Raw genomic sequence first — 25,464 nt, 5'->3', positions numbered from 1 at the left:
CTCAGTTCCTCAACAATATAATGCGGGGTAAAGTGGCCTGCCGTACTCTGCCGTCGTCCGTCTGCCAGCGTACCTGTTCCTGCACGTCATCATCCACCACCGCCTTGGACCACTCGCCCACCAGCTGCAGGTAGGCAACCAGCTCGGCCAGCCCCTGGCGCAATGGATGGCGGGTGATCACCTCGGCAAGACTGATCTGGCTGCGTTCCTGGAGTTCCTGCCGAATATTGCTGGCGATCGCAGCCCGGTCAACCACAACCTGGGCGTAAAGCACCGCCGTATCCACATCCGCCTCCCCTTCATCGGGCACCACCCCGGAAATATCCGGCTTGAGCGCCGGTCGAAAAAGGGGCCGTTCCAGGGGGAGTTCGATGGTGGCGGCGGTCTCCTCCAGGGTAATGAAATCGCCGGCCGGGAGTTCTTCGCGCAATGCCAGCGCATGATTTTCAATGCTGTGCAGGATATCCATGATGCGGCGGTTCTCCAGCCATGCCTGGTCGTCGAGAAACCGCCGCAGTTGCTCGGAGAGCCTGGCCACGGTCCGCTGAGTATGCTCGCCGGCTTCCAGCCAGTCATAATGTACGCGACGCAATCGGGCATCCGGGTGCATGGCCAGAATCGGCTCCAGAGACAGCACCTGTTCCAACAGGCTGCTCAACTCCTCCTGCCGGGACGGGGACATCAAAAAATCCCAGAAGGCACGAAAACTTTTTCCCTGATCCGAATCGGCAATGGCGTCACGCTCGCCCATGATCTGTTCAAGCAACTCCCCCTTGGCGCCCTCCCAAAGGGCCATGCGTTCACGAACCCGCCGGTCGAGAGCCCGAAAGTTATGCTCCACCTCGCGAAAATCGGTCAGCAGTTCCCGGGCAAGCTGGAGAAACTGCTGAAAGCGATCTTTTAGCGCCGTCTCATCCAGGAGCGGGATATCCCCTGCCTGAATACGCTCGATTTCCGCATCGATATCGCTGCGTCGTTTCTCCAGTTCAGCGATCCGCAGTTGGGGATCGGTCTGGCTCCCCTCACTCATCTGGCGCAGCAACGCAAACAGCGTGAGCAGGCGCGACTCCGTACCGACAAAGGTACGTTCGGTCAATCCTTCCAGCCAGGCCAAGGCCTTTTCCGTAGACGGAGTCAGGTCAAAATGCGGTTCGTCTGTTCCGGCCGGATAGAACTTGCGCAGCCACCCCTTGTCGTTTTCCGCCCAGTCGTTGAGGTAGCCCTGCGCGCTCCCTGGAAACGTCTCAGCCCCCAACTGCTCCCGCAGGGCAAACAGTTCATCCTCCAAGGCCTCAACCAGGTCAGCCTGAGACAGATTTCGCACATTGGGCTCGATAAAAACCCGATGCAGAAAACCAGCTACCAACGGCGCATGCTTGGCGCACAGCAACCGCCAGGCTGGATGATTCTGGCGGAGCAGTTCTAAGGTGTTATAATCGAGCGCCATATCGTCATATCGGAGGGAATCGCAGCCGCGCTGAGCCGGCCGCTATCCTTCTACAAGCTGCAATAATCCAGGGGAAACATTCCACTGGTCACCGTCGTCAGTGATGATACTGACGGTTTTTTTGTTGAGGCGAAGCACGTTACCTTCCACCCTGTCGCCTTCGGAGGTTTGGAAGTAAACCCGTTCCCCTTTGGTGAACCTTGCCATCTGACTGGTGGCACGAGCCTGGGACAGCAGTTTCAGCCGCTCAACGATCATACGGTTGAGAAAAAGCAGATCCTCCTCGTTCAGCTGCTTTATTGCCTCGACGGCGGACATGCGGTCGATGATTTGAATAGTATCGGATTGCATAACGGTTCCTTATGGTACTGGCCTGTCATAGCGGTTACGGTTGGGCATACCCGCCACCGGCGAGGTGTCAGCGCATGCTGTCAGCCCTCGCCCCGTTCTGTGCAGGGAGGTCCGCCTGGATGCGAGGGGTGTCCGTTTACCAGCCCAGGACAGCCAGGAGACGATGCCCCACAGTTCTGAGTAAAGACCGCGGAACCGGGAAGACGAAGCCCTGAACTCTTATTCACGACCAGTTTATCCCTGCTTGAGATGTTGTATGATGAGTGAGGGCAATCAGGCGGACTGCCGTCAATATTTTTATTCACTGGAGCAACTCCTCATCAAAGAAACAAACAGGAGGCCGAAGAATTTGGCAAGTTGAAAATACTCTCTGTATCTTTTCGCCTGTCCTTTCTCCAGAGCAGGCTAGTTCTGAACAAATCAAAATATAATCAGCGACAGGTCAACGGGTTTGCTCAGATCGATGTCATTGTCTGTTGCTTTGGCTTGCCGCAGGCATCAGGAGGACTGCTTGGTTCCTGCGGGGTACGGATCGAGACCGAGCAACCTGCGATATGCCGCGATAGAGCGAGCCTCCTCCGCTACCTCCGGAAAGACAACCTCAGAGAGCGCCACCACATATTCGGCCCCGTCCTCTCGACTGCACCTTGCCGTCAAACCGCGCCGTTTGTTACCGTCATAGTCTATTGCAATCACTGAAACCGGCTCCCCGATGACGAAGCCGCCGGTTGGCAGGTGAAGGTTATCCTCGAAGGCCTGCTTAAAAGCCCAGAGCTGTTCATCATCACCGTATGCGTCGATGGTGATTTCCTCAATGAGTCTGCCCAAGCCTTCACATTCCTTACCCTCTTGCGGGCTTCGCGCACTCACCTTTTATTAATCCTCCCAGATACCAGCCTTTACCAGGCGTTGAATCAGCGCTTTACGCCGCGTGTGACCGGCCATCTCATCCGCTGTTAATGGCCGGTCAATGGCAAGAAACTCGTAGTACTGGTATTCGCTCATGATTCCAATTCCCGAAACAGTTTATAGCTAACGCCCGCAACCCAATATACCCAGCATTCCCAACGAAACGAGTTACTTCTTTTGCTAATGGAAAATATCTCCAAATTACAAAAGACACCAATGAATGATTCCGTCCCCTTTCTCCCAGTTCCCACTGGCAAGCCATGGAAGGGACAATGGAGAGGGCTTTACCAATACACTAGGTAAATATTCCTTCACAGAGATGCAGCAGGTATGGCCCCCTGCATACCAGGGAGTTGCAACTGTAGGACATATCAGTGGCAGCCGTAGGCAGAGTATGGTAACAGATGACAATACCTAAGAATTATATACTTTTTCAATGCCTCTCTACACCCAGGGTCACATGTGCGGAAGACTGGAGACTTACCTGATATCCTTTGCCGGGCTTCGAGTCGATAAAAACAGAAAATCCTGGTCCCCCCTTACCCAGCACTGTTCCCCATACAAACCGATCCTTCTCCTTTCTATCCTCGATCACATTGCATCGGGGCAGATCACAACGAGTTTCATCACCCCTTCTTTTGAGCTGACAGAAACTTTCCTTGGGTATATTGCACTGCTGCCATATAACGGCAGACAAGCCAGTATGGCCTACCCCTTTTTCTACCTTGAAAGTTCAGGTTTTTGGGAGTTAGTGCCAAGGGAGGGTACAGAACACCGTAAAGGAATGGCAATACGCTCCATGAAAAAATTGCGGGAGCTTTACCTGGGAGCAAAAATTTCCGAAGACCTGTTCATGCTCATGCAGATGAGCCAGACAAGAGAACAGTTACGATCGGTCCTCATTGAAAAATACTTTGCCCAGCAAATACAAAAAACTATCCGGGAACAATCCGTCCTCAACTGCGCTTCCGACCAATATTCGCACAGCTTGCTTAATACGGCCGAGCCTTTATCAATTTTCTTTCCCGAAGTGAGTAAGCCGAAAAACAAAGAAAAAGTGAGAAACCAAGGCTTTCGCAAAGCGATCGTCCGCCTCTATACACACCGCTGTGCATTGTGCGGGATCAAAATGCTCACCGCCGAAGGACATACTGCTGTCGACGCCGCTCATATACGACCATGGAGTGAAAGCCATGACGACCATCCCACCAATGGAATGGCTCTGTGCAAACTCTGTCATTGGTCATTTGATGAAGGCTTGATGTCTGTTGACCGACATTACCGGGTCCTGATTTCGCCTTCGGTAAAACAGGATCCAAATCTTCCCGGACACATGCTGACCTTGTCAGAACGACCGATCTTCAAACCACAGGAAAGTCAATTTTGGCCTGATCTGGTAAATTTCAAATGGCATCGCCAGGAACGATTTCGCTGACTCGCTGCAACACATGCCCTAGCCAGATGTCCTTTGGCCGCAATCGGGAAACCTGTCTTGAAAAATCTACAACCTCCAACCCGCAAGCCTGGTACACCTCTTCAATCTCTTCCTTACCCCAAAGGGTGAACTGCCGACCATCCGGCAAGGAGTAACAGCCGATTCCTTCCTTCATGGTGATGAGCATGCAACCGCCAGCGATTAAAGCCTTGGTGATGGATGCAAGGACAACATGCAAGGATGACCGCGGCAGATGAACCAGTGCCCCCACTAGAACTAATGCATCAAAAGCCAACCCACTGAAATCAAAAGTACAGAAATCCCCTTCAATAACCGGACAGTCGGCATGCTCCCGTGCTAAGCTCGCCAGACCGGTAGATTGCTCAAGCCCGGTAGGCTTAAAACCCCTTTCTGCAAGCCACAGCAGATCTCGCCCTGAACCGCACCCTATATCAAGGGTTGTGGATTGGGGAGCAAGGAACCGAGTTAGAGGGGTGAGAAAAGAAGCGGGATCGATATTAACTGTAGAGGCAAAGTATTGCCGATAATTTGCTTCGTAGAAGAGATTCATACCGCCAGGAGGAGAGAGTGTTTATCGTAAAATAATACATAACGCACATGATAATAGGAGCAAACAAAAAACCCGAACTCATTGATTGAGCCCGGGTTTTAAGCCTTTCCAAGATTGCCTTTGACTATGTTTTGGTGGAGGACACGGAGCCTTATCCCAATTCGTTCTCCAAACCAAATAATATCCACAAATACTGTTTATTCAATACCTTACCACACATCAAATGCCTTCAAGATGCTGGACACCGAGAGAAATTTAATTTTCTACATTTTCCCGAAACAGAGAACGGACGTGGGTTCGATTCCCGCGCGGAGGCCTCCTGTAATCATTCCGCAAACCCGAGTCTGAAAGCGGCCATGTCACAAGTTTTGTCGTGAGTTTGTCGCAAATTGCTGTCACAGCAGTTGTCATAGCTTTGTCACAGCTCCGTGTCACAGCTTGTCATAGCTCCGCTAAGACATAGTGGCGGGTTGGGTCTGTTGGTCCTGCGCCGATCTCCAAAATAAGCTTCTTATCCAGCATTCCTTTGAGGTCGCGCTGGAGGCTACGTCGATTTACATCGGGGCAGATGTTTTCAAAATCTTGGATGGTGAGTTTGCCGTTTTGCAGCAAGTACCCAAGAGCTTTGCTTTGGCGCTCATTCAGGCTGTGTTTTTGAACCAAGACATCCCGACGAATGACCTGTTCACCGCGCTCTTTGACTTCGATCATCTGGGTTTCGAGGCCGGTGATGAAATAATCAAGCCAGCCGGTCATATCCATATCGTTTTCACGGACGCTCTGGATCTTTTTGTAAAAGGTCGGACGGTCACGATCATAATATTCGCTGATGGTGAAGAGGCGTTTGAAATCGTATCCGGCTTTGTACAGGCAGAGCGTCGATAGTAGGCGTGACGTTCTGCCATTTCCATCGAGAAATGGGTGAACGTGCACCAACTGGAACTGAGCAATGCCGCTGATCAGCACTGGATGAATATCGAGGTCACCATTCAGCCACTTGACCATCTCAGACATCATGAACGGTACTTCCACAGCGGATGGTGGAGTGTAAATCACTTCACCGGTGGAGGAATTGGCCACATAGTTTTGAATGCGACGATAGTTGCCGGGATCGGCTTTGCCGCCTCGCACACCTTCCACCAGTTTGCGGTGAATCTCACGAATCAGCCCTTCGGTGATCGGGTCACCACTATCGAGGCAATCCGAAACGAATTCAAAAGCAGAGCGATAATTAAGCAACTCCCGCGCATCATCCGGATCGGCTTCAGGAACCGCTTCACCGCGCCACAAGCGTTCCGCCTGATCCAGTGTCAACTGTGTGCCTTCAATGTGGGTTGTGTGATGGGCTTCCTTGATCAACGCCTCTGCGCCCATATTCCGCACCCAGTCGTCCGACAGTCGCGCCGCTTCCAGAAATCCGCGTGCCCGTTCAATATGCGTGATGGCGGCGGTCATGCGGTTGGTGATGGTGAATTTTGGATTAAATGTACTCATGATTACACCTCACGTTCCGGCGGTTCTGCCGATGCTGCACACTTCGACTTGATGAATTCGAACATGTAGCGAAAAACTTCAAAATATTCTGTGTCTAAGGTAGGGACAACGTCTTTTGCAAAAGTAACTTTCTGGCCATCTCCTACAAATTTCGTAAATCCATCCGTTCTCTCTGCATCAACCACGAAATATGATTCTAGGCCGGGGATGCCGTGGAACAACAATTCGATGGTTAGAAGTGATCGATTGCCGAAGTTCCCGCCCGTGCGTGGGTTTATGACCTGACTTTTGATCGGATCAGCCGCTGGCACCGGCAAGAGGATCGCATAGCTGTCTTGCGAGTTATGTTTTTTGATCAGGCCTTTTTGCGGATCGGTTTCAACATTATTCCTGCCGTGTTGATTCCAGTCGTTGTAGGCCGCATCAAAATCAAACAGGGCAAAGAAGGTGCGTCCGGGATTATTTTGGTAAAGCTCATTCCGTTTGATCAGGTTGCGAAGAAATGCGCAATCAAAGGCATTCTGGATGTCAAATGGGCAAGATTGGCCCGGATATAACTTGCTCCAGGCCGTTTCCAGAATGATTTCATCAGAGATTCCTTCCGTAAATAAAACGGGACCACTCGTATTCTTCAAGATATGCTGAATATTCAGCCGAGCTTCTTCTTCTGAAAAAGAGATGAATCCACCGGATAGTGTTCGAATGATATCTGTCTTGGCCACCTTTTGGCATCGAACAGAAGAGCCGTCAAAATCAAATAGATTGATGAGTGTTTCGTTCAGGTTCGTTATGGTGGCCGCACTATGGCTGCTCATGAGGACGTGGTTGGTCTTGGCGGCTGTGTCAGTAATTTCAAAAACCTGCTTTAGGAAGTCGAACTGCCACTCAGGGTGGAGGAAGGAGTCGGGCTCGTCGAGCAGAGTGATGCAGTTTCGGTCCTTGAAAAGTTCTGTGATTGAGTAGATGTAGACCGACTGAAACTGTCCGTCGCTGAAATGCGCAATGGTGGCGTCTATACCTCCGGCCAGCTTCAGAGGAATTGTAATCTCTGCAAGCATCCCCAGTGTTTTGAGATTATCGAATTGGCGGAACAGTTCCTGAGGGCTGAACTCGGCGAATTCCTCTCGGATTTTGGCGATATCAAAATAGAGGATGTAGCGGTCTGGTTCTGCAAAATAGCCTTCCGAGCGCACCGGGCTGCCGCTGGCGGTGTTGATGCTACCATGGAGCCGGTCGAGAAAGGTTTTGGTGATTCCCTCCGGTTTCCAGTAACGGTCGGTTTCGTCATTCTGTTCAATATCAAAACGGGAATCGGCGGCGTAAGCGGGGCGCTCCAGCACCACCTTTACCTCTGAATCCACGGTTTCAATGCAGAGTTTCTGGCAGATGAACTGCCGGGCTTTGCATGTCTCGGGCTGCATCAGCAGAACGGCCAGTAACAACTCTTTGTATTCGGGGCCGATGCCCAGAAAAAAACGGGTCTCGTCAAAATCAGCACGTTTGATCCGCTTGCGAAAGGTTTCTTCATACTGTTCGACCAGATTAGCCACCGTATCGTTGTGGCCGGAGTAGTAGATCAGCACATTGTCGGGCAGCGGCGTCTTGCCGATGGTTTTTCGGTCTTTATCGTTGATCGTCAATTTTCCGGAGTTCCAGCCGATTTCGGTGGCCTTGCCATCAATCTCGAAGCCGATGCGGTAATTGAAATCGCAGGGAGTCTTGTCACGGTCATACTCGACAATGTGGCGGAAGATCTCGATAAGCGCCTCGAACAGGTTGGATTTTCCGGTACCGTTTTTGCCGACAAAAACATCAATGAAGCTGGAGCCATCAAAGCTCAGGGAAAAATCCCGCAGGTTCTTGTATTGGCCGATGTAGAGTGATGTCAGGCGCATAATATCTTCCTACACCTGCGCCATCACGGCGTTGAGCAGTTCGGTTTGTTTATGGGTGGCGGCGTCGATCTGCTGGTCGAGCGTGTCGCACAGCACCATCAACTGGTCGATGCGCGCGACGATGCGTTGTTGTTCGGGGAGCGGAGGAAGTGGAATTACAAATTGCCCAAGACTTTCGAGGTTTAGCTTCGGCATCTTTACTCGATTTTCAGCCAACCTCACTTGAGCCAAGAAAGGTTCTGACAGAATGGCTTTAAGCATAAATTCTGTATCTGCATGGCAGATAATTGGATACATGTCTGCACTGCACAGACCGTCGTATGGTGCAATGACGACCTTGTTCAGTGAAGGACGAATTTTCGAATAAAGAATCTGCCCTTCGTAAAAACGATTGTTGGGGCCAGTGGCACCTGACTCTGCAACGGTTCGATGAAACAGCAATCTACCAGTATCTTTTTCGATCGAGTCAGGCGCAATTTGATTGTCGTCTGGGTAATCCCTAGCGGAGACCAGTTCAGACTTTACAGTGTTGGGGTCGAAAAATCTCACCCACTCCCAGCCTTGCGGGAGTTCGTAGGGGATTTCTTCCGGTTTGATGGGCGGGAGAGGTTTGGGCTTTTTGATTTTCTTTTCTTTGATGAGGCGCTGTTTTTCGGCGTCGATTTGTTGAAGCAGTTCGGATGCGGGAGGGTCGTTGGGGTCTTGGGGGACGAGGCGGCCCATGACGGCGAGCTGGTGGATGGCTTTGCGCAGTTCGGCAATGTTTTCTTTGACGGTGTAGAGTTCGCCGAAGTTTTTTTGAACAAAGTCCCAGGCCGTGCGGTCCGGCCTGTCGAGCAGTTTTCTGATGGCGGTGGCGTGGACAGCCAGCCGCATTTCTTCCCGCTCCTTGCGCAGCTTTTCCAGTTCATCGCACCGCGCCATCAACTGGTCGACTTTAGCGACGATGCGTTGTTGTTCCTTTAACGGAGGGAGTGGAATTGGCAGCGCCAAAAACTTTGCCGTAGACACACCGCCAATGATGCCGGTCATGGCCGCGCTGAATGATTGCCTGAACACAGGAGAAAGATAAAGATAGAGAATGAATCTTGAAGTAATGCCACCAAACGGTTCATTGGCATAGAGCTTATTTCCAAAGCAAATATCCTCTTCGGTTATGCCGCACTTTTTGCCTGCACTTCCGCCTTCTGAGCAGATCAACACTGCTCCTTTGTGGGCTACTTTAAATTTCGGCTCAGACTCAGGGATATTGATTCCATTTTTATAGTCTAAAGGCTCAAAACCGTAACCGACATCCTTGGTTGCGATGTAGGGAAAACCACTTACACCGGCATATTTGCTTTGCTTTTCACGGGCGTTAATACTGTTTCCGTTAAAAATATTGCCTATATTTCCGAGGCGAGTCCATATCCAGCTGTCCGGCAAAGCATAAAGGATATCGGACTCTTGAACTTTAGGAAGCGGCTTTGTTTTTTTGATTTTGCCAGCTTTTACTAAGTGCTTTTTTTCAGTCTCAATCTCCTTCAGTAGTTCACTGGCGGGCGAATCATTAGGGTCCTGCTGAAGCAACTTGCCCTGCAAGGCAAGCGACAAGATTAAATCACGCAATTTGGTGATACCGTCCGGTGCAGCAAAGGCAGTGTCGAAGTGCTCTTCTAAGAGTTTGGAAATGAAGGCGTTCATGCATTGCCCCCTAAGCAAGCCATCAGCTCGGTTTTGAGGGCGAGTTGTGCTGCATTAAGCTGTTTTACAATGTCCTGATACTCAGCCATCAATTCTTCAGGGTCCATGTGGATAATTTCGTCTTCATGCGGATTTTTGCAGTCGAGGTTGTAGTTGCGCTCAGCCAGCTCCTTAGCTGATATCTTCCATGCCTGCTCAGTGGTCTTGCGCCCTTTGCGATCGGCTCCGCCCCACCAGCTTTTTTCAAGGTCGAATTCGCCTATGGTGAGCGGTTTGGAGCGGGAGTAGGACTTGTAGCCTTCGGGATAAGGGTGTTCAAAGAACCAGACGTCCTTGGTCGGCCCGCCTTTTTCAAAGAAGAGGATATTGGTGGCGATGCTGGTATAGGGGGCGAATACCCCTTTTGGCAGTCGCACGATGGTGTGCAGGTTGAATTCTTCCAGCAGCTCGCGCTTAAGAGTGGTTTTGACGCCTTCACCGAACAGGAATCCGTCGGGCAATACCACAGCGGCTTTGCCGGTGTCGTGTTTGAGCAGGTGCATGATCAACGCCATGAAGAGGTCGGCGGTTTCGCGGGTCTGGTATTTTTTGAGGAAGTTGGATTCAATGCCGTCCTCCTCCATGCCGCCGAAGGGCGGGTTGGTGATGATGATGTCCACACGGTCTTTCGGGGTGTAGCTCTGGAGCTGTCGGGCCAGTGTGTTGTCGTGACGAATGTTGGTGGGGACGTCGATGCCGTGCAGCATCATATTAGTCAGCGCCAACATGTGCGGCAGTGGCTTTTTCTCTACACCGTGGATGCATTTTTGCAATTGCTTGAGATCATCGTTATTTTTGATCTGCTTCGTACTCTTCAGGTGCTCGATGGCGCAGGTGAGAAAGCCGCCGGTTCCACAGGCCGGGTCGAGGATCGTTTGACCGAGTTTGGGATCGAGAATATCGACCATAAATTGGGTGACGGCACGGGGTGTATAGTATTCACCCGCATTTCCGGCGGATTGCAGATCGGCAAGAATCTTTTCATAGATGTCGTTGAACAGGTGACGGTCGCCTGATTTATTCAGGTCCAGATCCTCTTCAATGGTGTTGATGACCTGACGCAGGAGCGTGCCCGATTTCATATAGTTGTAGGCATCCTCGAACACGGAACCGACGACTTTGCCGTGATCGGAGACTCCGGCCTTGGTGGCCAGTGCCTTTAATGCCGGGAAAAGGTCATTATTGACAAAGTCGATCAGTTCTTCGCCTGTCATTCCTTCCGCGTTTTTTGCCCAGTTGAACCAACGGAAGCGGCTGGGGAGCGGTGATGTATAGTTCGGAACCGTGAGTTGCCACTCCTGTTCTTTGTCGTCGAATATTTTGAGAAAAATGAGCCAGACCATCTGACTGATGCGTTGGGCGTCGCCATCGACACCCACATCTTTGCGCATGATGTCCTGGATGGATTTAATTAAGGTTGAAAGTGACATAGTCGGTTATCTCCAGTTCTTTTGTTCAGGCGCCATAGAGCGCCTGTTCCAATTCGTTAACAGCTTGTTGATATTGCTCCAGTCCGCCAAAGGTGCGAATAATTTCCATGGGGGTGCCCAATTCGGTAAAGGGAGCGATGGTGAGAATTTGCGTCTCTTCGATATGAGCCACCCCTTCATCGGCATATTTGTCGAGCAGGGCTTCTAAAACAATGCGTGCCTGCTCGCCATATTTGGTGAAGTAGTTACGCTTTTTTACCTGCTCTGCCCGTTCCTTACGGGTAAGCGGCGGCATATCCCACGCTACATGGCAGACGAGGTCAAAGGGGTCGAATTCTTTTCCCGATTCCCGACCGATCTCATCGGCCAGGGCTTCGAAGAACACACCTTGCTCGGAAAGCTCGTCAATGATGGCCTGTTTCTTGTCCATGCTACTCCAGCGCCGCAGGAAATCGTCGAGAGAGGCGTATTCTTTGCTGAGGGCTTTGCGGGTGTAGTCTTTGAGGGACTCTGTGATCAATTTTCCGTTTGCATCGAAGTATTGCACCCGTTCCGCAGCAACTTTTACCTCGACATTGGCTACCACATAACGACGAACGCTTCCGTCACCATATTCCGAGCCGGACTCTCCAACGCCCATCCACTCTTGCTCCTCATTGGTGTCTGGATAGGTGAAACCATCATCGCCCGCATTTTCATCGGGGACGTCTGGAGGTACGGGGGAATCATCCCCTTTGGGTTCGTAAATCTGCACCGGGTCACCGTCGAAATCGGGATCTGCAAACAACTCGGTGGCTTTTTTGAAGTCCATAATGGTGAAATAGTATTTGTCGTAATCTTCATTGATCCGCGTACCGCGTCCGATGATCTGCTTAAATTCGGTCATGGACTGAATGCGCTGATCCAGCACAATGAGTTTGCAGGTCTGAGCATCCACGCCGGTAGTCATCAGCTTTGACGTCGTGGCAATAACCGGATAGGTGCTTTCCGGAAAAATAAAGTTGTCGAGTTCTGCCTTTCCCTCTTCGTTGTCTCCGGTGATACGCATGACATATTTGCTGTTTTGAGCCACAAGATCGGCATTTTCATTGACCAGCGCTTGTCGCATACGTTCGGCATGGTCGATGTTTTCACAGAACACAATGGCTTTATCAAAGCGGTTGGTCTGCTTGAGGAATTCTGTGATCTTTTTTGCAACCAATTGGCAGCGGTTCTCTAAAACCAGAGTTTTATCAAAATCCTTTTGATTGTAGATGCGATCTTCTATTTCATTGCCATACTTGTCGACCATCCCTTTGTCTGGTCGCCAGCCGGTTAAATCCTTGTCTATGTCAATGCGCACTACTTTATAAGGAGCTAAAAATCCGTCATTAATCCCCTGCCTGAGGCTGTAGGTGTAGATCGGGTCACCAAAGTAATCGATATTGGAGACCTCTTTGGTCTCCTTGGGAGTAGCGGTCAGGCCTATTTGTGTCGCTGAAGAGAAATATTCAAGAATCTCTCGCCAGGCAGAATCCTCCGCAGCACTACCCCGATGGCATTCATCAATAATAATCAGATCGAAAAAGTCGGGGCTGAACTGCTTATATATATTTTTTTCTTCCTCGTTGCCGGTGACGGCTTGATAGAGGGAGAGGTAAATCTCATACGACTTGTTGGCCTGCCGCTTCTGAATCTTGGTCATGGCGGAACCAAATGGTTTAAAGTCGTTTGTCATGGTCTGGTCGACAAGAATATTTCGATCAGCAAGAAACAGGATTCGTTTTTTTGCCCTGGACTTCCATAAACGCCAGATGATTTGAAACGCTGTAAATGTTTTGCCTGTGCCGGTTGCCATGACCAGCAGAATACGGTTTTGTCCCTGAGCAATCGCTTCAATGGTTTTATTGACAGCAAGCAACTGATAATAACGTGGAGTTTTACCGCTTCCGTCGCTGAAGTAGTCCTGCGTAACTAATTCATTTTGCTGATCGTTGAGACCTCGATATTGCGCCCACAGTTGCCATAATGTTTCCACAGAAGGGAATTCATTAAGAGACAGCTCACGCTCGACAATGCCATCGGATGCTATTTTGTTGTGAAATAGAAAACCATCACCGTTAGAACTAAATACAAATGGAACTTGCAGCATGTCTGCATAGCCAAGAGCCTGTTGCATACCATCACCAACCGTATGGTTATTGTCCTTGGCCTCAATAACGGCAATGGGAATATTGGGTTTATAAAACAGGACATAGTCGGCACGTTTATGCTTGGCGCGAGTATGTAGCTTGCCACGCACGATAATACGCCCTTTGGTAAGGGAAAACTCTTCTCTCACTTGAGTTGTGATATCCCACCCGGCCTCTTTCAGAGCCGGGGTAATGAATTTGGTGCAGATATCGCGTTCGGAGAGTTGCTTTTTATTCATCTTCAAACTCTCCCTGTTTTCTTTTGTCCTCGCAAAACTGTTCAAACTGACGTTGAGCCAACTTTGACGGGCTGGTCTTTCCATTCTCCCAACGATTGACCGTGGCGAAGCTGACGCCGAGGGCATGGGCCAGCTCTTCCTGGCTGAGATTCAGTGCCATGCGCACCGCCTTTACCTGCTCTGAAAATGGTTTAGTTCCCATGCCTTATCACCTCATGTCTTTTACAGGGTCATGTTATCAATCACCATAGAATATAACATCTGCTATAGCTTGTGCAAGAGCGTTTATTGGTCAGAGATGAAAAAGTGGTTCAGGCTCCCGACACGTTCTCCGTTTCTCCGGTAAGTAAGGTGCAGAGAAACCAGAACACAGGAGAAACTGATGGATATTAATGATTTGTTTGACGGGATTGCCGAGGCGTTTCGGCAGTATCAAGCGGAAATGGTCGAGCAGGAGCAGACTTCAGTCAACCCGGCTCCCACTGGACTTGAGCCCAATGCAGAAGCTGAGAAAACGGAGAAGAAAGTGGCTACAGAGAAAGGAATTGAACAAGATTTCCCAAAACGGGAGTGAATGCGGAGCATTCAGCAGAACGCGCTAATCGACGTAAGTCGCTAATTTATAAAGACAAAAAAACCGATCCCGCGTGCCGGACTCGGCAACAGGATCGGTTTGTTTAAATGTTAGTGGTGGAGGCGGCGGGAGTCGAACCCGCGTCCGGAAACTCTCCCCTTACGTCTCTACATGCTTAGTCTCGGGATTGGTTCTCACATCCGCGTCTCACCCGAAACAAGGATAAGCAGATGCCAGCCTGGAAGTTCTCGTCTGCTGTACCTCAGGCATGTGCAGCAGACCAGCCTACAGAGTCGACGCTCCGGCTCCAACCTGGCAGGCGCAGATTGGTGGAGCGGCACAGCAGCTTACGCTGCCAGTGCGTAATTATAATCGTCTGCGATTATATTTAAAAACCGCCAATTTTACGAGCTGACAGCAACTCGGCATGCAACAATAAGCTTCAATATCCCCGTCGAATCCGTTTCGCCCCCATATGATGATCTGTTATTAATGATGATCAGGCTGCGCCTCAACCACCGCGCCGTACATCGCGTTCGATATCGCGCTTAGACTGTTTTTCCTTGAGCGCAGCCCGTTTATCGTAGAGTTTTTTACCCCGGGCAAGGCCCAGTTCAACTTTGGCCTTCCCACTCTCTATAAAATATATCTTCAAAGGGATAAGCGCAATCCCCTTCTCGTGCAATTTACCGATTAATTTTCGCAATTCCTGCTTATGCAGCAGGAGCTTGCGCACCCTCATGGGATCCTGGGCGATATGGGTGGCAAAGGTGTAGGGCGAAATATGCACGTTATAGAGAAACAGCTCCCCATTTTTAATCTGGGCATACCCATCCCGCAGGTTCCCTTTGCCCGCCCGCAGAGATTTCACCTCCGGCCCCTTCAACACCATCCCCGCTTCAAAGGTCTGATCAATATGGTAATCGTGAAAGGCCTTCTTATTTTTGCAAACTACTTTTATCCCCATACTGCCTGTTCATTCACCTGTTAGTATACCATGGTTGTCCAGTAGCGTTCACGCATCCCTGGTGACCCGTAATGCCTCTTCAACGGTGGTCATCCCGCTCCGTACCTTGCGCCAGGCATCCTCACGCAGCGTCGCCATCCCCTCGCGCACCGCTGTCTGCCGAAGCGCCTCCACGGCAGATCGGGAGGCGACCTGCTCCTTCATCCGATCCGACATGGGGAACACCTCAAAGATACCGAGACGTCCGAAGTAGCCCGTCCCACGGCAGGAACGACATCCTGCGCCTCGTTTAAGCGTTTGGGTTCCGCTCTCAGCCACCGGAAATCCCAGTTTCTTCAATTCTGCACCCTCAACCGCATAGCTTTCGACGCAATGGGGGCAGTTACGGCGTACCAGTCGTTGGGCAAGGGCTCCAAGCATGGTGGAGCCGATCAAAAACGGCTCCAACCCCAGATCTTCCAGACGCACGATGCTCGATACCGCATCATTGGTGTGCAGGGTGGAAAACACCAGGTGTCCGGTCAATGCCGCCTGTACTGCGTAGGTCGCGGTGTCGAGGTCACGGATCTCACCGATCATGATCACATCCGGGTCCTGGCGCAGGATGTTGCGCAGGATAGTGGAAAAGGTGACATCCACCTGCGGCTGCACGGCAATCTGATTGAACTCCTCGTGTACCATCTCCACCGGATCTTCTACAGTAATGATATTCCTATCCGGGCTGGCTAGCTGCTTGAGTGTGGAATAGAGGGTGGTAGATTTGCCGCTGCCAGTGGGGCCGGTCACCAGGACAATCCCGTGGGGCGAAGACATAAAGCTGTTGTACACTACCCGGTCCCGTTGGGAAAAACCGAGCCCGTTCAGATCCTGGAAAATAACATCGGAATCCAGTATTCGCATGACCGTTTTTTCGCCAAAGGCAACCGGTACGGTCGAAACCCTCACCTCGGCGTCACCATCCTCCTCCCTGCGCCCGATCTTGATTCGTCCGTCCTGGGGCCGCCGCTTCTCGGCAATATCCATCCTTGCCAGCGATTTGATCCGCGAGGTGATCGCCGAATGCACGGCCTTAGGCAGCTTATATATGGTATGCAGGAGGCCATCTATTCGAAAGCGGATCAGGCATACATCCCGCTTGGGTTCCACATGGATGTCGCTGGCCCGCTGTTCCAGGGCGTAATTAAAGAGATGATTGACCGCCGCCTTTATGTGCTGATCCGTCGAGGTCAGTTCCCGGCTGGAGCTGAGACGCACATACTGCTCCAGATTACCGATATCCACCGTGGTTGCGCCCCCGGTACCGCTGAACTGGGTTTCCGCAGCAGAAATGGAGTGCTGAAAGCCGAAAAACTCTGCCAGTATCTTCTTGATATCGGTCCGAGTCGAAATATAGGCCCTGATCTTGACCTGGTTGGCCCGCTCAATATCTGCCAGCGGCCCACGGTTATCGGGGTTGTAGGTCACCACCTCAAGGATACCGTTGCGCAGGCCGATCGGCAGGATCAGGTGACTGATCGCAAACGAGCGCGGGATGGTCTTGGTAACCGTCTCCATGTCCAGTTCAAGGGGGTCAAGCTTTTTGAACGGGATCTTCAGTTTACGGCCAACCGCACGCATGATCAGCTCTTCGCCAAGTAATTCTCCATCTGACCCGGGAATTTCCAGGTTCAGTGAAGCCGTTACCGCCACCAGGTCCGGATACCCTCTCTCGACCCTGTTGGGGTCATCCTTGCGTCGGCCCCCTACCTGGCGCAACAGTTTCTGGCGCTGCTTTCCCTTTTCCAGGATAACGAAGCGGCGCTGATCATTGGTCAGCAACCCTTCGTCCACCAGCAGGTCGAGCAATTTATCACTATTCAGGTAGCTCATAGGCAGTCTCGAAAGCGGGAATCTCAGCCGGGAAATGCTCAGCGAGCGGAAAAGATCATCGACAGAGCCGCGGTGGGCCCCTCTCCGTCTCGGCAATCAGGCAGGTTACAACAATACTTTGACCACAATAAATCCGCCCACCAATAATACAAGAAAAACAATGGTGAGAATATTAAAATATCGGCTGATGAAATACTGCACAGGTGCCCCGAACTTGTAAATCAGCGCGCCGACAAGAAAAAAACGGGCTGACCTTGCCAGAAGCGAAACCAGAACAAAGGTCGGAAAGTGAATCTTAAACGCACCGGCGGTTATGGTGAACAGCTTGTAGGGCAGCGGCGTAAATCCTGCTGCGCCCACTGCCCAGGCATCATAGCGCTGATACAGGTCCTGCACGGTGAGGTATTTGTCCTGCAAACCGTACGCCTGAAGGATTGGCTGACCAAGGGTGTCCATAAACCCCAGCCCCAAGCCGTAGCCGATAACCCCGCCGATCACCGAACCGATGGAACAGATCAAAGCAAACTTGAATGATTTGTGCGGCGCCCCCACACACAGAGCAACCAGAAACACATCGGGCGGGATGGGGAAAAAAGAGGATTCAGCCACGGCAATCAGGAAAAGGGCCCAGATGCCAGCCGGTGTCTGGATCCACTGCATGCAACGGTTGTAGGTCCTCTGCAAAAGAGAGAGTTGCTGTGTGGTCATAGGATTGCTACCACCCATAGGTGCCGATCAGGTCGACAAAACGGACATATTCTATAACCTCCACGCGAGTCTCTCCACCCTCTTTGACCACAGACTGCAACTCCTGCAGTCCATGATCGCCCACCGGAATAACCATACGACCCGGGTCAGCAAGCTGCTCTATCAGGGGCTGGGGAACGAACGGGCCACCGGCAGTGACGACAATCGCGTCAAAAGGCGCTTCATCCAGCCATCCGCTGGTCCCATCGTCAATGCGGGAAACAATGTTGTGGTAGCGCAGTTTGTCAAATACTCGGCGGGCCCTGCTCAGCAGGCCGTCAATACGCTCGACTGTATACACTCTTTCGCACAACCGAGACAGGATCGCCGCCTGGTATCCGGAGCCGGTACCGATCTCCAGCACCCGCTCACCGCCCTGCAGCTGCAAGGCCTGGGTCATCAGGGCAACAATATAGGGCTGGGAGATGGTCTGCCCGCTGCCAATGGGCAGGGGAAAGTCGCTGTAGGCGTTGGCCTGCATGGCATCTTCAACGAACAGGTGCCTGGGTACCGTACCCATGGCTTCCAGCACCTTGGGATCGCTTATTCCGCGGGGAATAAGCTGTTCCTCCACCATCCGTTGACGATTTATCTCAAACCTGGAAGGGGTGCTCACTGGACATCTTCCCAGGTAAAATCATCAACCCACTCCTGGTCAGCCTCGCTGAAAGTGCGAAACTCGCAATTGGTTACCAGGTCATCTTTCAGGGTAATAATTATCATTTCATAGCCTGCTGCATCCACCCAGGAACTAATTACCGGGGTATGCCCCATAAAACCGGGCAAATCCTCATAATAGACATACTCTTCTACACCCGGAGAAATACTGCGATGTCCGTTCGGTTCTCCCAGGTAGCGCTTGACCTCGTCCCGTGTGGTCTGGCCCGGCTTGATCAACGACGCATCGGATGCCAGGTGGCGTACCTGCTTGGACTGGCAGCCGGAAAGCGCCAGCAAAATTGCCAAAATTATTAGTAGTTTTCGCACGTATACCTCCCCTTTCTTTTGCGGGAAATCCTTTGCCCATTGCACTCTCATCGACGCTCGCCGTAGGCTGCAGTCAGCTGTTGCTGGTATCTGAAATAACGCCGAAGCCCCCGCTCTATAGTGGTTGCCGCCTTAAAAGCGGCACGCCGAGGGAGGCTCAAGAGGAACCCCAAATAAAAAAGGTTGTGTCCATATATCGTGAACACAACCTTTTTTCAAGCCAAGACTGGGCACTAGGCCCATGGGCGAGCGTTCTGCCGCTTCTGGCGGAAAGCTGGCACCAACCGCGCAGAGGAAGCCTGGGGGCGTAACCGCACCCTTTTACTCCTCACCCACCGCCCGTTCCAGGATACGGTAATTCCTGCTCACCATCTCCATCGGGTCGACCACCAGACCGGCCTGAATCAGGGCGTTGTCATATACCTGATCAACGATGATTCCCGCAAAATCAGGGTCGCCATCCTTCAGGGCAGCCAAACGCCTTATTAACGAACTGGATGGGTTAATTTCCATATCCTTTTTCGACTGCATTCCCAGTCCGGCCTCTTGCCCTGAAGCCTGCATGATCCTCTCCATGGAGGAGGTCATGAACCCGTCCACATTAACGATCATTGCCGGACTGTCCACCAGGCGGTTAGAGGCCTTGACCTCCTGGACCCGATCGCCGAGACGTTCTTTGATCCACTTGCACAGCGCCTCCACCTGGTCCGCAGCCAAGGGTTCCCCCTGCTCCTTGCTCTCGCTCTCATCAACTTCGCCGGTTGTCTCGGGCAAACGCAGATCAGCAGTATCGGCAGAAACCAGTTTCTTGCCCTGATACTCACCCAGATGATTGAGAACAAAATCATCGATAGGCTCAAGGGTGTAGAAAATTTCGACCCCCCGCTTTTTGAACATCTCCACGTACGGACCACTTTCCACCGCTGCTCTGCTCGGTCCGTTGATGTAATAGATATTGTCCTGCCCGTCCTTCATCCGGCTGATGTAGTCATCAAGGGAGATCATCTTGCCTGGTTCGCTGGAGGAAGACTCAAAACGAAGCAGTTTCCCCAGATCATCGCGGAACTCAAAGTCCGAGGTAACCCCCTCTTTAAGAAAAATACCGAAAGTCTTCCAGAACTCCAGGTACTTTTCCTCGTCCTTTTTCGCCTCTTCGTTGAGGAACTTGATAAACCGCTTCGTCAGCACCTTGCGCAACTTGTACACCAGAGCATTATCCTGCAGCGACTGGCGGGAAATGTTGAGCGGCAGATCTTCGGAATCAACCACCCCTTTAAGAAAACGCAGCCACTCAGGGAGGATGTTTTCACTATGCTGATCGATCAAGACCTTCTGGCAATACAGGTTGACGCCGGGCTGCATCCGACCCATACCGAACACCTCAAAGTTATCCTTGGGCACATAGACCAGCGCATTGATGGCCAGCGGCGCATCTGCGGAAAAATGAAGACGGTAGGTCGGCTCATCCCCTGCGTTGCCGATAAATTTATAGAACTCGGTGTATTCCTCTTCGCTGATCTCGCTCTTGGATCGCGCCCAGATGGCCTGAACCGTATTCACCTTTTTCCCTTCCACCATGACCGGAAACGGAATAAAGGTGGAATACTGCTTGATGATATTTTCAATGGTGAACTTGGTGGCATAGGTCTCGGCATCATCCTTAAGGTCGATGATGATCCGGGTACCGCGATGGAGCCCTTGGCACGGACTGATCGTGTAGGTGCCGCCACCGTCGGAAATCCACTCATGCCCTTCACTGCCGTCCCAGGAACGGGTCTGAACCGTGACCTTTTTGGCAGCCATAAACACCGAATAAAAACCGACCCCGAACTGACCGATCAGACTGACATCCTTTTTCACCGCTTCAGCCAGTTCTTCAAAAAAACGGCCAGAACCGGAATGGGCAATGGTTCCCAGGTTGGTTTCCAGCTCCTCCCTGGTCATACCGATACCCGTATCGGTGATGGTCAGCGTGTGTTTTTTATCATCGCAGTCGATGGTGATTTCCAGCGGTACATGGGCATCGAACTCCGCTTTTTCCACCAGGCTTTGATGACGAAATTTTTCCAAAGCATCGGCAGCATTGGAAACCAGCTCACGTACAAAGATATCTCGCTCGGTGTACAGAGAGTTGATAACGATATCCAGGACCTTTCTGGTTTCCGCCTGGAATTGTTTGGTTTCGACCTGTGCTTCAGTCATGATACTTTCCCCTTCTGTGGACATACTCATATTTTGTTGATAATTCGGCAACCAGGCACGATAGCGACCGGGGATTTCAACAGTGCTGCTATCTCCATTGAATTCCACCTTTTTTATGCTACTGCACCACGGCCAACATGGACCTTTCAATTATTCGGCAATCATGTTAAGCACGATTGACCGACTGTCAAGACTCGGCCCTGTAGGCCGCTATGCCCACTCACACTCTGCTCTATTCCGCTCATGAACGACCACACCTTTGACGTCTGCATTGTTGGTAGCGGCATCTCCGGTTTATCCACCGCCGCTTTTCTCCTCGACCAACGCCCGAGCCTGCGACTGCTGCTGCTGGAAAAACACCACCAGTGCGGTGGCGCCATCAGCAGTTACCACCAGGAAGGCTATCTGGCAGAATGGGGGCCTCACGGTTTTCTCGACAACTGTGCGGCCAGCAGAGACCTGATCCGGATCGCCGGCCTGGAGGATGAAAAGGAGATGGCCCCCCTGAAAGAATTCGTCCGCTACCTCTGCCTGGGTGGACAGTTACAGTTAATACCCCAACATCCGCTGCGGATTCTGCGCGCACCTTTGGTTTCTCTTCCGGCAAAACTCCGCGTCCTGGCCGATCTCTGGAAAGCCCCGCTTCAACAGGAGCCAACGGTTGCCCAATGGGTAGAACACCGGTTCGGCAAGGCTCTCGTTCCCTTTGCAGACGCAGTTTTTACCGGCACCTATGCCGGGGATATCCACCGTCTGCGAATCGATGCGGTCATGCCAGGGGTACGAGAGCTGGAAAAAGCGCGTGGCTCCGTGATTCGCGGCCTGATACAGCGGATGCTTGCTGGCCGCAAAAGCACGGAAAAAAGCAGGGGATTGCCGGCAATGACCAGCTTCAAGGAGGGCATGGGCAGGCTGCCAATGGCGCTGGCCGAACAAATCGGCCGCACGGCTGACCTGCATTACCAGACGGAAGTCACCTCCATCGAAAAAAAGACCACCCAGTGGCAGGTGAATGCCGGTGAAATTGCCTATAGGTGTACCGACCTGGTGCTGGCCATGCCGGTGAATGGGGCACTCCCCCTGCTCGGCAGAATCCCGAAACTGCAACCACCACCTGTATCAGCTATTCCTGAGGCACATATTGCCTCGGTTTTGCTTGGCTTTACCGAAGAAGCACAAATCCCTTTCGGGTTCGGCTACCTTGCTCCTGAGCAGGAACAACGCTTTTCCCTTGGCACTCTTTTTTCCTCGCACATGTTTCCCGGTCGTGCACCTGGGGGGCACCAGTTAATCGAAGTGCTGGTGGGTGGCAGAAGGCATCCGCAGCGGCTCACCCTCTCGGATGACGAGCTGATCAACCAGGTGTATGCCGATATCCGACAGTTAATGCCGCTGCCCAAGGCGCCCTGCTTCAGCCGAGTATTGCGCTCGCCCCACGGCATACCCCAGCTGGAGAAAGGTTACACCGATCTGCTTGGCTGGAGGGAAAACATTTTGCAGCGGGAACCCAACCTGCACATCTGCGGGTTCGGATGGAAAGGCATTGGAATCAACGATATGACCAAAGAGGGACAGCGCATGGCACAGCGGATTCTCACCCGCCAGGGCGAGAGGAGAGGTGCCGAGGTCAAACCGGTTTACTTCTAAAGTCAGCCGGACTGCTCTCCCCAGCATCATCGGCAGGCGCTGCCCCCTGCCGCTTTCCAGCACAACCGCTCGGGCTCGGGCCGATTATGGCTCGAGCTTGGCGCACAGCATTTCAACCTGCTCTTTAGTGGCACTGTGGCGGGCCATATCGCGGGTAATGACTTTGATGGCATGCATTACGGTGGAGTGATCCCGATTATAGAGTCCACCTATATCGGCCAGGGAATCCTGAGTGAACTTTCGGGTAAGGTACATGGCAATCTGCCGGGGATAGGTGATCGAGCGCTTCCTGGATTTTGATTTCAGCTCCTCCTCGGATACCTTGAACTGGTCAATCACCAGATCCCGTATACCGGTTGCGGAAAGATCATTGACTGCGCACAGGATTCCGGAAAGTACCTCTTTGAGCAGGCAAAGGTCAGGCGGCTCATTTCGCAGAGTGGACTTGGCCTTGATGCCGATAATGGCGCTCTCCAACCGACGAATATCACCTTTGAGCCTGCGCGCCAGGTAATCAACCAGTTCTTCATCAAGCTGTAACTCGTTCACGCGCAATTTATGCTCAATAATGCGTACCCTGGTTGCATAATCCGGCGATGCGATGCCGGTGATCAGGCCGGAGGTCATCCGGCTGCGAAAATCCTCATCCAGCCCTTTGAGCTTTCCCGGGGCCAGCGCCGAAGTGAGAATAACCCGACGACCGGACTTGATCAGGTAGTCAAGAATGGTATTGAGCTCTTCCTGGGTCTTGTTCTTCCCCACCAGGGTATGCACATCCTCGACCAGCAACAGATCACAGCTGTTGATATATTTCCTGGAAAACTTTTCCATGGAATTGGATCGCAGATTTTTCACCATCTCCGCGGTAAACTGCTGGGCAGTGAGGTACTGCATGCGTGTGCCCGGTGCCGTATCAAGGACCTGGTGCACCACCGCCTGGGTCAAATGACTTTTCCCGAGACCGGTTGAACTGTTCATAAAAAGACAGTTACCGTAGGTTCTTTCCCCTTGGGCAATCGCCGTGCATGCCGATTTTGCCAGCAGGTTGGACTCTCCCACCATAAACTGGTCGAAGGTATAGGCCGGATGCAAAGAGCGAAATTTAGACATATCACGGCTCACACCAGGCAACCGCAATTGTTCCTTGCTCTTATTCTCCAGCTGAAGGACAGGGGAATCGTCGATAAGGAGCCTGATCTCGGCATGGCTGCCCAATTGCCCTGCAGCGCCCTTGATCAGAGGCAGGTAATGATCTTCCACCCATGTGCAAAAATACCGATCCGGTCCGACAAGCTCGATTTGCTGCTCATTTTCTGCTTTACACTCCAGCGGCTTGATCCAAAGGGAAAATTCGCTTTCGGGCAAAGAAGCAAGCAATGACGATCTGATCGCATTCCAAATCATGGATGTTTACCTTTAACACGTTGATATTATAAACGATTGAAAAATATAGAACCACTGAAACAGCAATGTCTTGCTGTGGCCATTGATCTACCGAAAATCTATTTTTCGGTCAAAATCGATCTACGCTGATTTCAGGATACAAATCATATATAAATCAACAAATTCAAGGGTAATGAAAGATTCACCGTATAGAGCCCACTCCCGAAGCATCTCCCCAACATATCGACCGTTTCTTGCGCATTTTCATAAATAGACAGAATTTTAGACAAATACGACCTAGTCGCACATTCTTTTAACAAGTTATCAACAATTCCCTAACTCAACTATTCTCCACGCAGCTCATTATAACTTTCATATGCTCCATTTTTAGCTTACAGTTCGCCAGCCTGTGTTAATCCCCCTCTATTGCGTGGTTTCCGCTTCAGTTTTCCATCAAAAAAAAGTCGCATTTTTCTTACACCTTTGGCCGGCGGAGCCATGACCTTGCCAGTTGCATTTTCCTGTTTTTTATCATCATGTCAAGCTGTTGAAAAAGAAAGGGGATTCATCAGCATCGCCACACTCATCCTGCTTTTCCCGATGCTGCCTGCCTGGGGGAGGGGTGGTACAGCTGTTATTTTTTAAGGCTGCGCGCTACGGCAAACACCTCAATCCGCTCCGGGTTATGCCGACCCACAGTCCGGGCACATTCATTGAGGGTGCTGCCGGTTGTAAAAACGTCATCTACAAGCAAAACCTTTTTATCGGCAACAGAGGACGCGTCGGTCAAAGCAAAGCACCCGGAACAGTTACGGCGCCGTTCTCTTCCGGAAAGGGAGGACTGGGGAGCCGTTGCCCTGGTCCTGATCAGCAAAGAAGGGGCTATACGGTCGCGCCACTGAGGAAAACAATGGCGGGCAAGCAACAGGGCCTGGTTGAAGCCTCGCTGGCGAAGACGCGTAATATGCAGCGGAACAGGAAGAATGATATCCGGTTCGGAAAAAACAGCCAGCACCCCTGAGGCGGCGCTCAATGTTCCGAGAGGGGTGAGCGAATCGGTGCGGTTGGCAAATTTCAAAGCCAGGAGGAGTGAGCTGATGGGCGGCTGGTACAGAAATGGTGAACGGGCGAAATCGAAAGCGTAGGGGTCAGGGCCGAGACAGGTCCCGCACAAATGGTCCTCTCCAGCCGCATAGGGCAAGCCGCAGCATGTGCACCAGGGCGAGTGAAGAGGTTGGAGACCGTCTAGACAGCCAGGGCAGAGAACCGGCGGCAGGGAATGGTCCAGCCGCAGTCCGCAATGCAGGCAGTGGGGAGGAAAGAGCAGGTCATGCAGAGCTCCGATCAGGGAGCGCATGCCTGTCCCTTCCCGCTTCTATCCTCCTCCATGCGGTCATGGTTCCAGTAAGGCATACCCCACCTCC

Annotated in this window: 22 protein-coding genes and 1 other RNA gene; 3 read left to right on the top strand and 20 right to left on the bottom strand. The window is 51.8% G+C overall.

Annotation, left to right across the window (positions count from 1 at the left end; all coding sequences use genetic code 11):
• Position 1: 1 nt before the first annotated feature.
• The 4 genes from ACZ52Z_RS16970 to ACZ52Z_RS16955 all read right to left on the bottom strand — a co-directional run bounded on the left by ACZ52Z_RS16970 (position 2) and on the right by ACZ52Z_RS16955 (position 2,803).
• Positions 2–1,447: a DUF3375 domain-containing protein gene (locus ACZ52Z_RS16970; RefSeq protein WP_464267960.1), complete on the bottom strand. Its 1,446-nt coding sequence runs from the start codon at positions 1,445–1,447 to the stop codon at positions 2–4.
• A gap of 42 nt (positions 1,448–1,489) precedes the next feature.
• On the bottom strand, positions 1,490–1,798 hold the full coding sequence (locus ACZ52Z_RS16965) for a hypothetical protein (protein WP_464267959.1): 309 nt from the start codon (positions 1,796–1,798) through the stop codon (positions 1,490–1,492).
• Positions 1,799–2,296: 498 nt separating this feature from the next.
• Entirely contained in the window at positions 2,297–2,668 is a 372-nt protein-coding gene (locus tag ACZ52Z_RS16960) for a hypothetical protein (RefSeq protein WP_464267958.1), read from the bottom strand.
• A gap of 6 nt (positions 2,669–2,674) precedes the next feature.
• On the bottom strand, positions 2,675–2,803 hold the full coding sequence (locus ACZ52Z_RS16955) for a hypothetical protein (protein WP_464267957.1): 129 nt from the start codon (positions 2,801–2,803) through the stop codon (positions 2,675–2,677).
• 364 nt (positions 2,804–3,167) lie between these two features.
• Between ACZ52Z_RS16955 and ACZ52Z_RS16950 the strand changes: the two genes are divergently transcribed.
• On the top strand, positions 3,168–4,142 hold the full coding sequence (locus ACZ52Z_RS16950; protein ID WP_464267956.1) for an HNH endonuclease: 975 nt from the start codon (positions 3,168–3,170) through the stop codon (positions 4,140–4,142).
• Here ACZ52Z_RS16950 and ACZ52Z_RS16945 read toward each other — a convergent pair.
• From ACZ52Z_RS16945 to ACZ52Z_RS16915, 7 genes are all read right to left on the bottom strand, one after another.
• Positions 4,111–4,713, bottom strand: coding sequence for a class I SAM-dependent methyltransferase (locus tag ACZ52Z_RS16945; RefSeq protein WP_464267955.1), 603 nt, complete (start codon positions 4,711–4,713; stop codon positions 4,111–4,113). The two genes, ACZ52Z_RS16950 and ACZ52Z_RS16945, sit on opposite strands and share 32 nt — an antisense overlap.
• Positions 4,714–5,154: 441 nt before the next feature.
• A complete protein-coding gene (locus tag ACZ52Z_RS16940) occupies positions 5,155–6,207 on the bottom strand; it encodes a Fic family protein (protein ID WP_464267954.1) in 1,053 nt (350 codons plus the stop codon).
• A 2-nt stretch (positions 6,208–6,209) separates the two neighbouring features.
• On the bottom strand, positions 6,210–8,102 hold the full coding sequence (locus ACZ52Z_RS16935; RefSeq protein ID WP_464267953.1) for an AAA family ATPase: 1,893 nt from the start codon (positions 8,100–8,102) through the stop codon (positions 6,210–6,212).
• 9 nt (positions 8,103–8,111) lie between these two features.
• Positions 8,112–9,785 carry a restriction endonuclease subunit S gene (locus ACZ52Z_RS16930; protein ID WP_464267952.1) on the bottom strand — a complete coding sequence of 558 codons (1,674 nt, stop codon included), beginning with the start codon at positions 9,783–9,785 and terminating at the stop codon, positions 8,112–8,114.
• Positions 9,782–11,254 (bottom strand): type I restriction-modification system subunit M, encoded by a 1,473-nt coding sequence (locus ACZ52Z_RS16925; RefSeq protein ID WP_464267951.1) that lies wholly within the window; start codon positions 11,252–11,254, stop codon positions 9,782–9,784. Before ACZ52Z_RS16925 ends, ACZ52Z_RS16930 begins: the two co-directional genes overlap by 4 nt.
• Positions 11,255–11,279: 25 nt before the next feature.
• Positions 11,280–13,664 (bottom strand): EcoAI/FtnUII family type I restriction enzme subunit R, encoded by a 2,385-nt coding sequence (gene hsdR, locus ACZ52Z_RS16920; protein ID WP_464267950.1) that lies wholly within the window; start codon positions 13,662–13,664, stop codon positions 11,280–11,282.
• Positions 13,657–13,866 carry a helix-turn-helix domain-containing protein gene (locus ACZ52Z_RS16915; protein WP_464267949.1) on the bottom strand — a complete coding sequence of 70 codons (210 nt, stop codon included), beginning with the start codon at positions 13,864–13,866 and terminating at the stop codon, positions 13,657–13,659. The genes hsdR and ACZ52Z_RS16915 overlap by 8 nt, the downstream gene beginning before the upstream one ends.
• 180 nt (positions 13,867–14,046) lie before the next feature.
• On the opposite strand from ACZ52Z_RS16915, the gene ACZ52Z_RS16910 reads away from it, so the two are divergent.
• Positions 14,047–14,238 (top strand): hypothetical protein, encoded by a 192-nt coding sequence (locus ACZ52Z_RS16910; RefSeq protein WP_464267948.1) that lies wholly within the window; start codon positions 14,047–14,049, stop codon positions 14,236–14,238.
• 114 nt (positions 14,239–14,352) lie between these two features.
• On the opposite strand, the gene ssrA is transcribed toward ACZ52Z_RS16910, so the two are convergent.
• The 7 genes from ssrA to htpG all read right to left on the bottom strand — a co-directional run bounded on the left by ssrA (position 14,353) and on the right by htpG (position 21,010).
• Positions 14,353–14,711: a transfer-messenger RNA gene (gene ssrA / locus ACZ52Z_RS16905) on the bottom strand.
• A gap of 38 nt (positions 14,712–14,749) precedes the next feature.
• The gene (gene smpB / locus ACZ52Z_RS16900; protein ID WP_464267947.1) at positions 14,750–15,205 is read right to left on the bottom strand and encodes an SsrA-binding protein SmpB; all 456 of its coding nucleotides are present in this window, start codon (positions 15,203–15,205) and stop codon (positions 14,750–14,752) included.
• Positions 15,206–15,253: 48 nt separating this feature from the next.
• The gene (locus ACZ52Z_RS16895; protein ID WP_464267946.1) at positions 15,254–17,074 is read right to left on the bottom strand and encodes a GspE/PulE family protein; all 1,821 of its coding nucleotides are present in this window, start codon (positions 17,072–17,074) and stop codon (positions 15,254–15,256) included.
• Positions 17,075–17,179: 105 nt separating this feature from the next.
• Positions 17,180–17,782 carry a YqaA family protein gene (locus ACZ52Z_RS16890; protein WP_464267945.1) on the bottom strand — a complete coding sequence of 201 codons (603 nt, stop codon included), beginning with the start codon at positions 17,780–17,782 and terminating at the stop codon, positions 17,180–17,182.
• 7 nt (positions 17,783–17,789) lie between these two features.
• Positions 17,790–18,437, bottom strand: coding sequence for a protein-L-isoaspartate(D-aspartate) O-methyltransferase (locus ACZ52Z_RS16885; RefSeq protein ID WP_464267944.1), 648 nt, complete (start codon positions 18,435–18,437; stop codon positions 17,790–17,792).
• Complete coding sequence (locus tag ACZ52Z_RS16880) at positions 18,434–18,808, bottom strand: hypothetical protein (protein ID WP_464267943.1); 375 nt, start codon at positions 18,806–18,808, stop codon at positions 18,434–18,436. Before ACZ52Z_RS16880 ends, ACZ52Z_RS16885 begins: the two co-directional genes overlap by 4 nt.
• Positions 18,809–19,129: 321 nt before the next feature.
• Positions 19,130–21,010, bottom strand: coding sequence for a molecular chaperone HtpG (htpG, locus tag ACZ52Z_RS16875; protein WP_464267942.1), 1,881 nt, complete (start codon positions 21,008–21,010; stop codon positions 19,130–19,132).
• Positions 21,011–21,253: 243 nt separating this feature from the next.
• On the opposite strand from htpG, the gene hemG reads away from it, so the two are divergent.
• Positions 21,254–22,657 (top strand): protoporphyrinogen oxidase, encoded by a 1,404-nt coding sequence (gene hemG / locus ACZ52Z_RS16870; RefSeq protein ID WP_464267941.1) that lies wholly within the window; start codon positions 21,254–21,256, stop codon positions 22,655–22,657.
• An 84-nt stretch (positions 22,658–22,741) separates the two neighbouring features.
• Here the strand turns inward: hemG and dnaA are convergent, their stop codons facing one another.
• Together dnaA and ACZ52Z_RS16860 are read right to left on the bottom strand one after the other, a co-directional pair.
• Positions 22,742–24,061, bottom strand: coding sequence for a chromosomal replication initiator protein DnaA (gene dnaA, locus ACZ52Z_RS16865; protein WP_464267940.1), 1,320 nt, complete (start codon positions 24,059–24,061; stop codon positions 22,742–22,744).
• A gap of 613 nt (positions 24,062–24,674) precedes the next feature.
• Complete coding sequence (locus ACZ52Z_RS16860; protein WP_464267939.1) at positions 24,675–25,397, bottom strand: ComF family protein; 723 nt, start codon at positions 25,395–25,397, stop codon at positions 24,675–24,677.
• Between the last annotated feature and the right edge of the window lie 67 nt (positions 25,398–25,464).

The organism is Desulfogranum aggregans (assembly GCF_055398265.1).
This window is presented reverse-complemented; position numbering and strand designations above follow the sequence as displayed.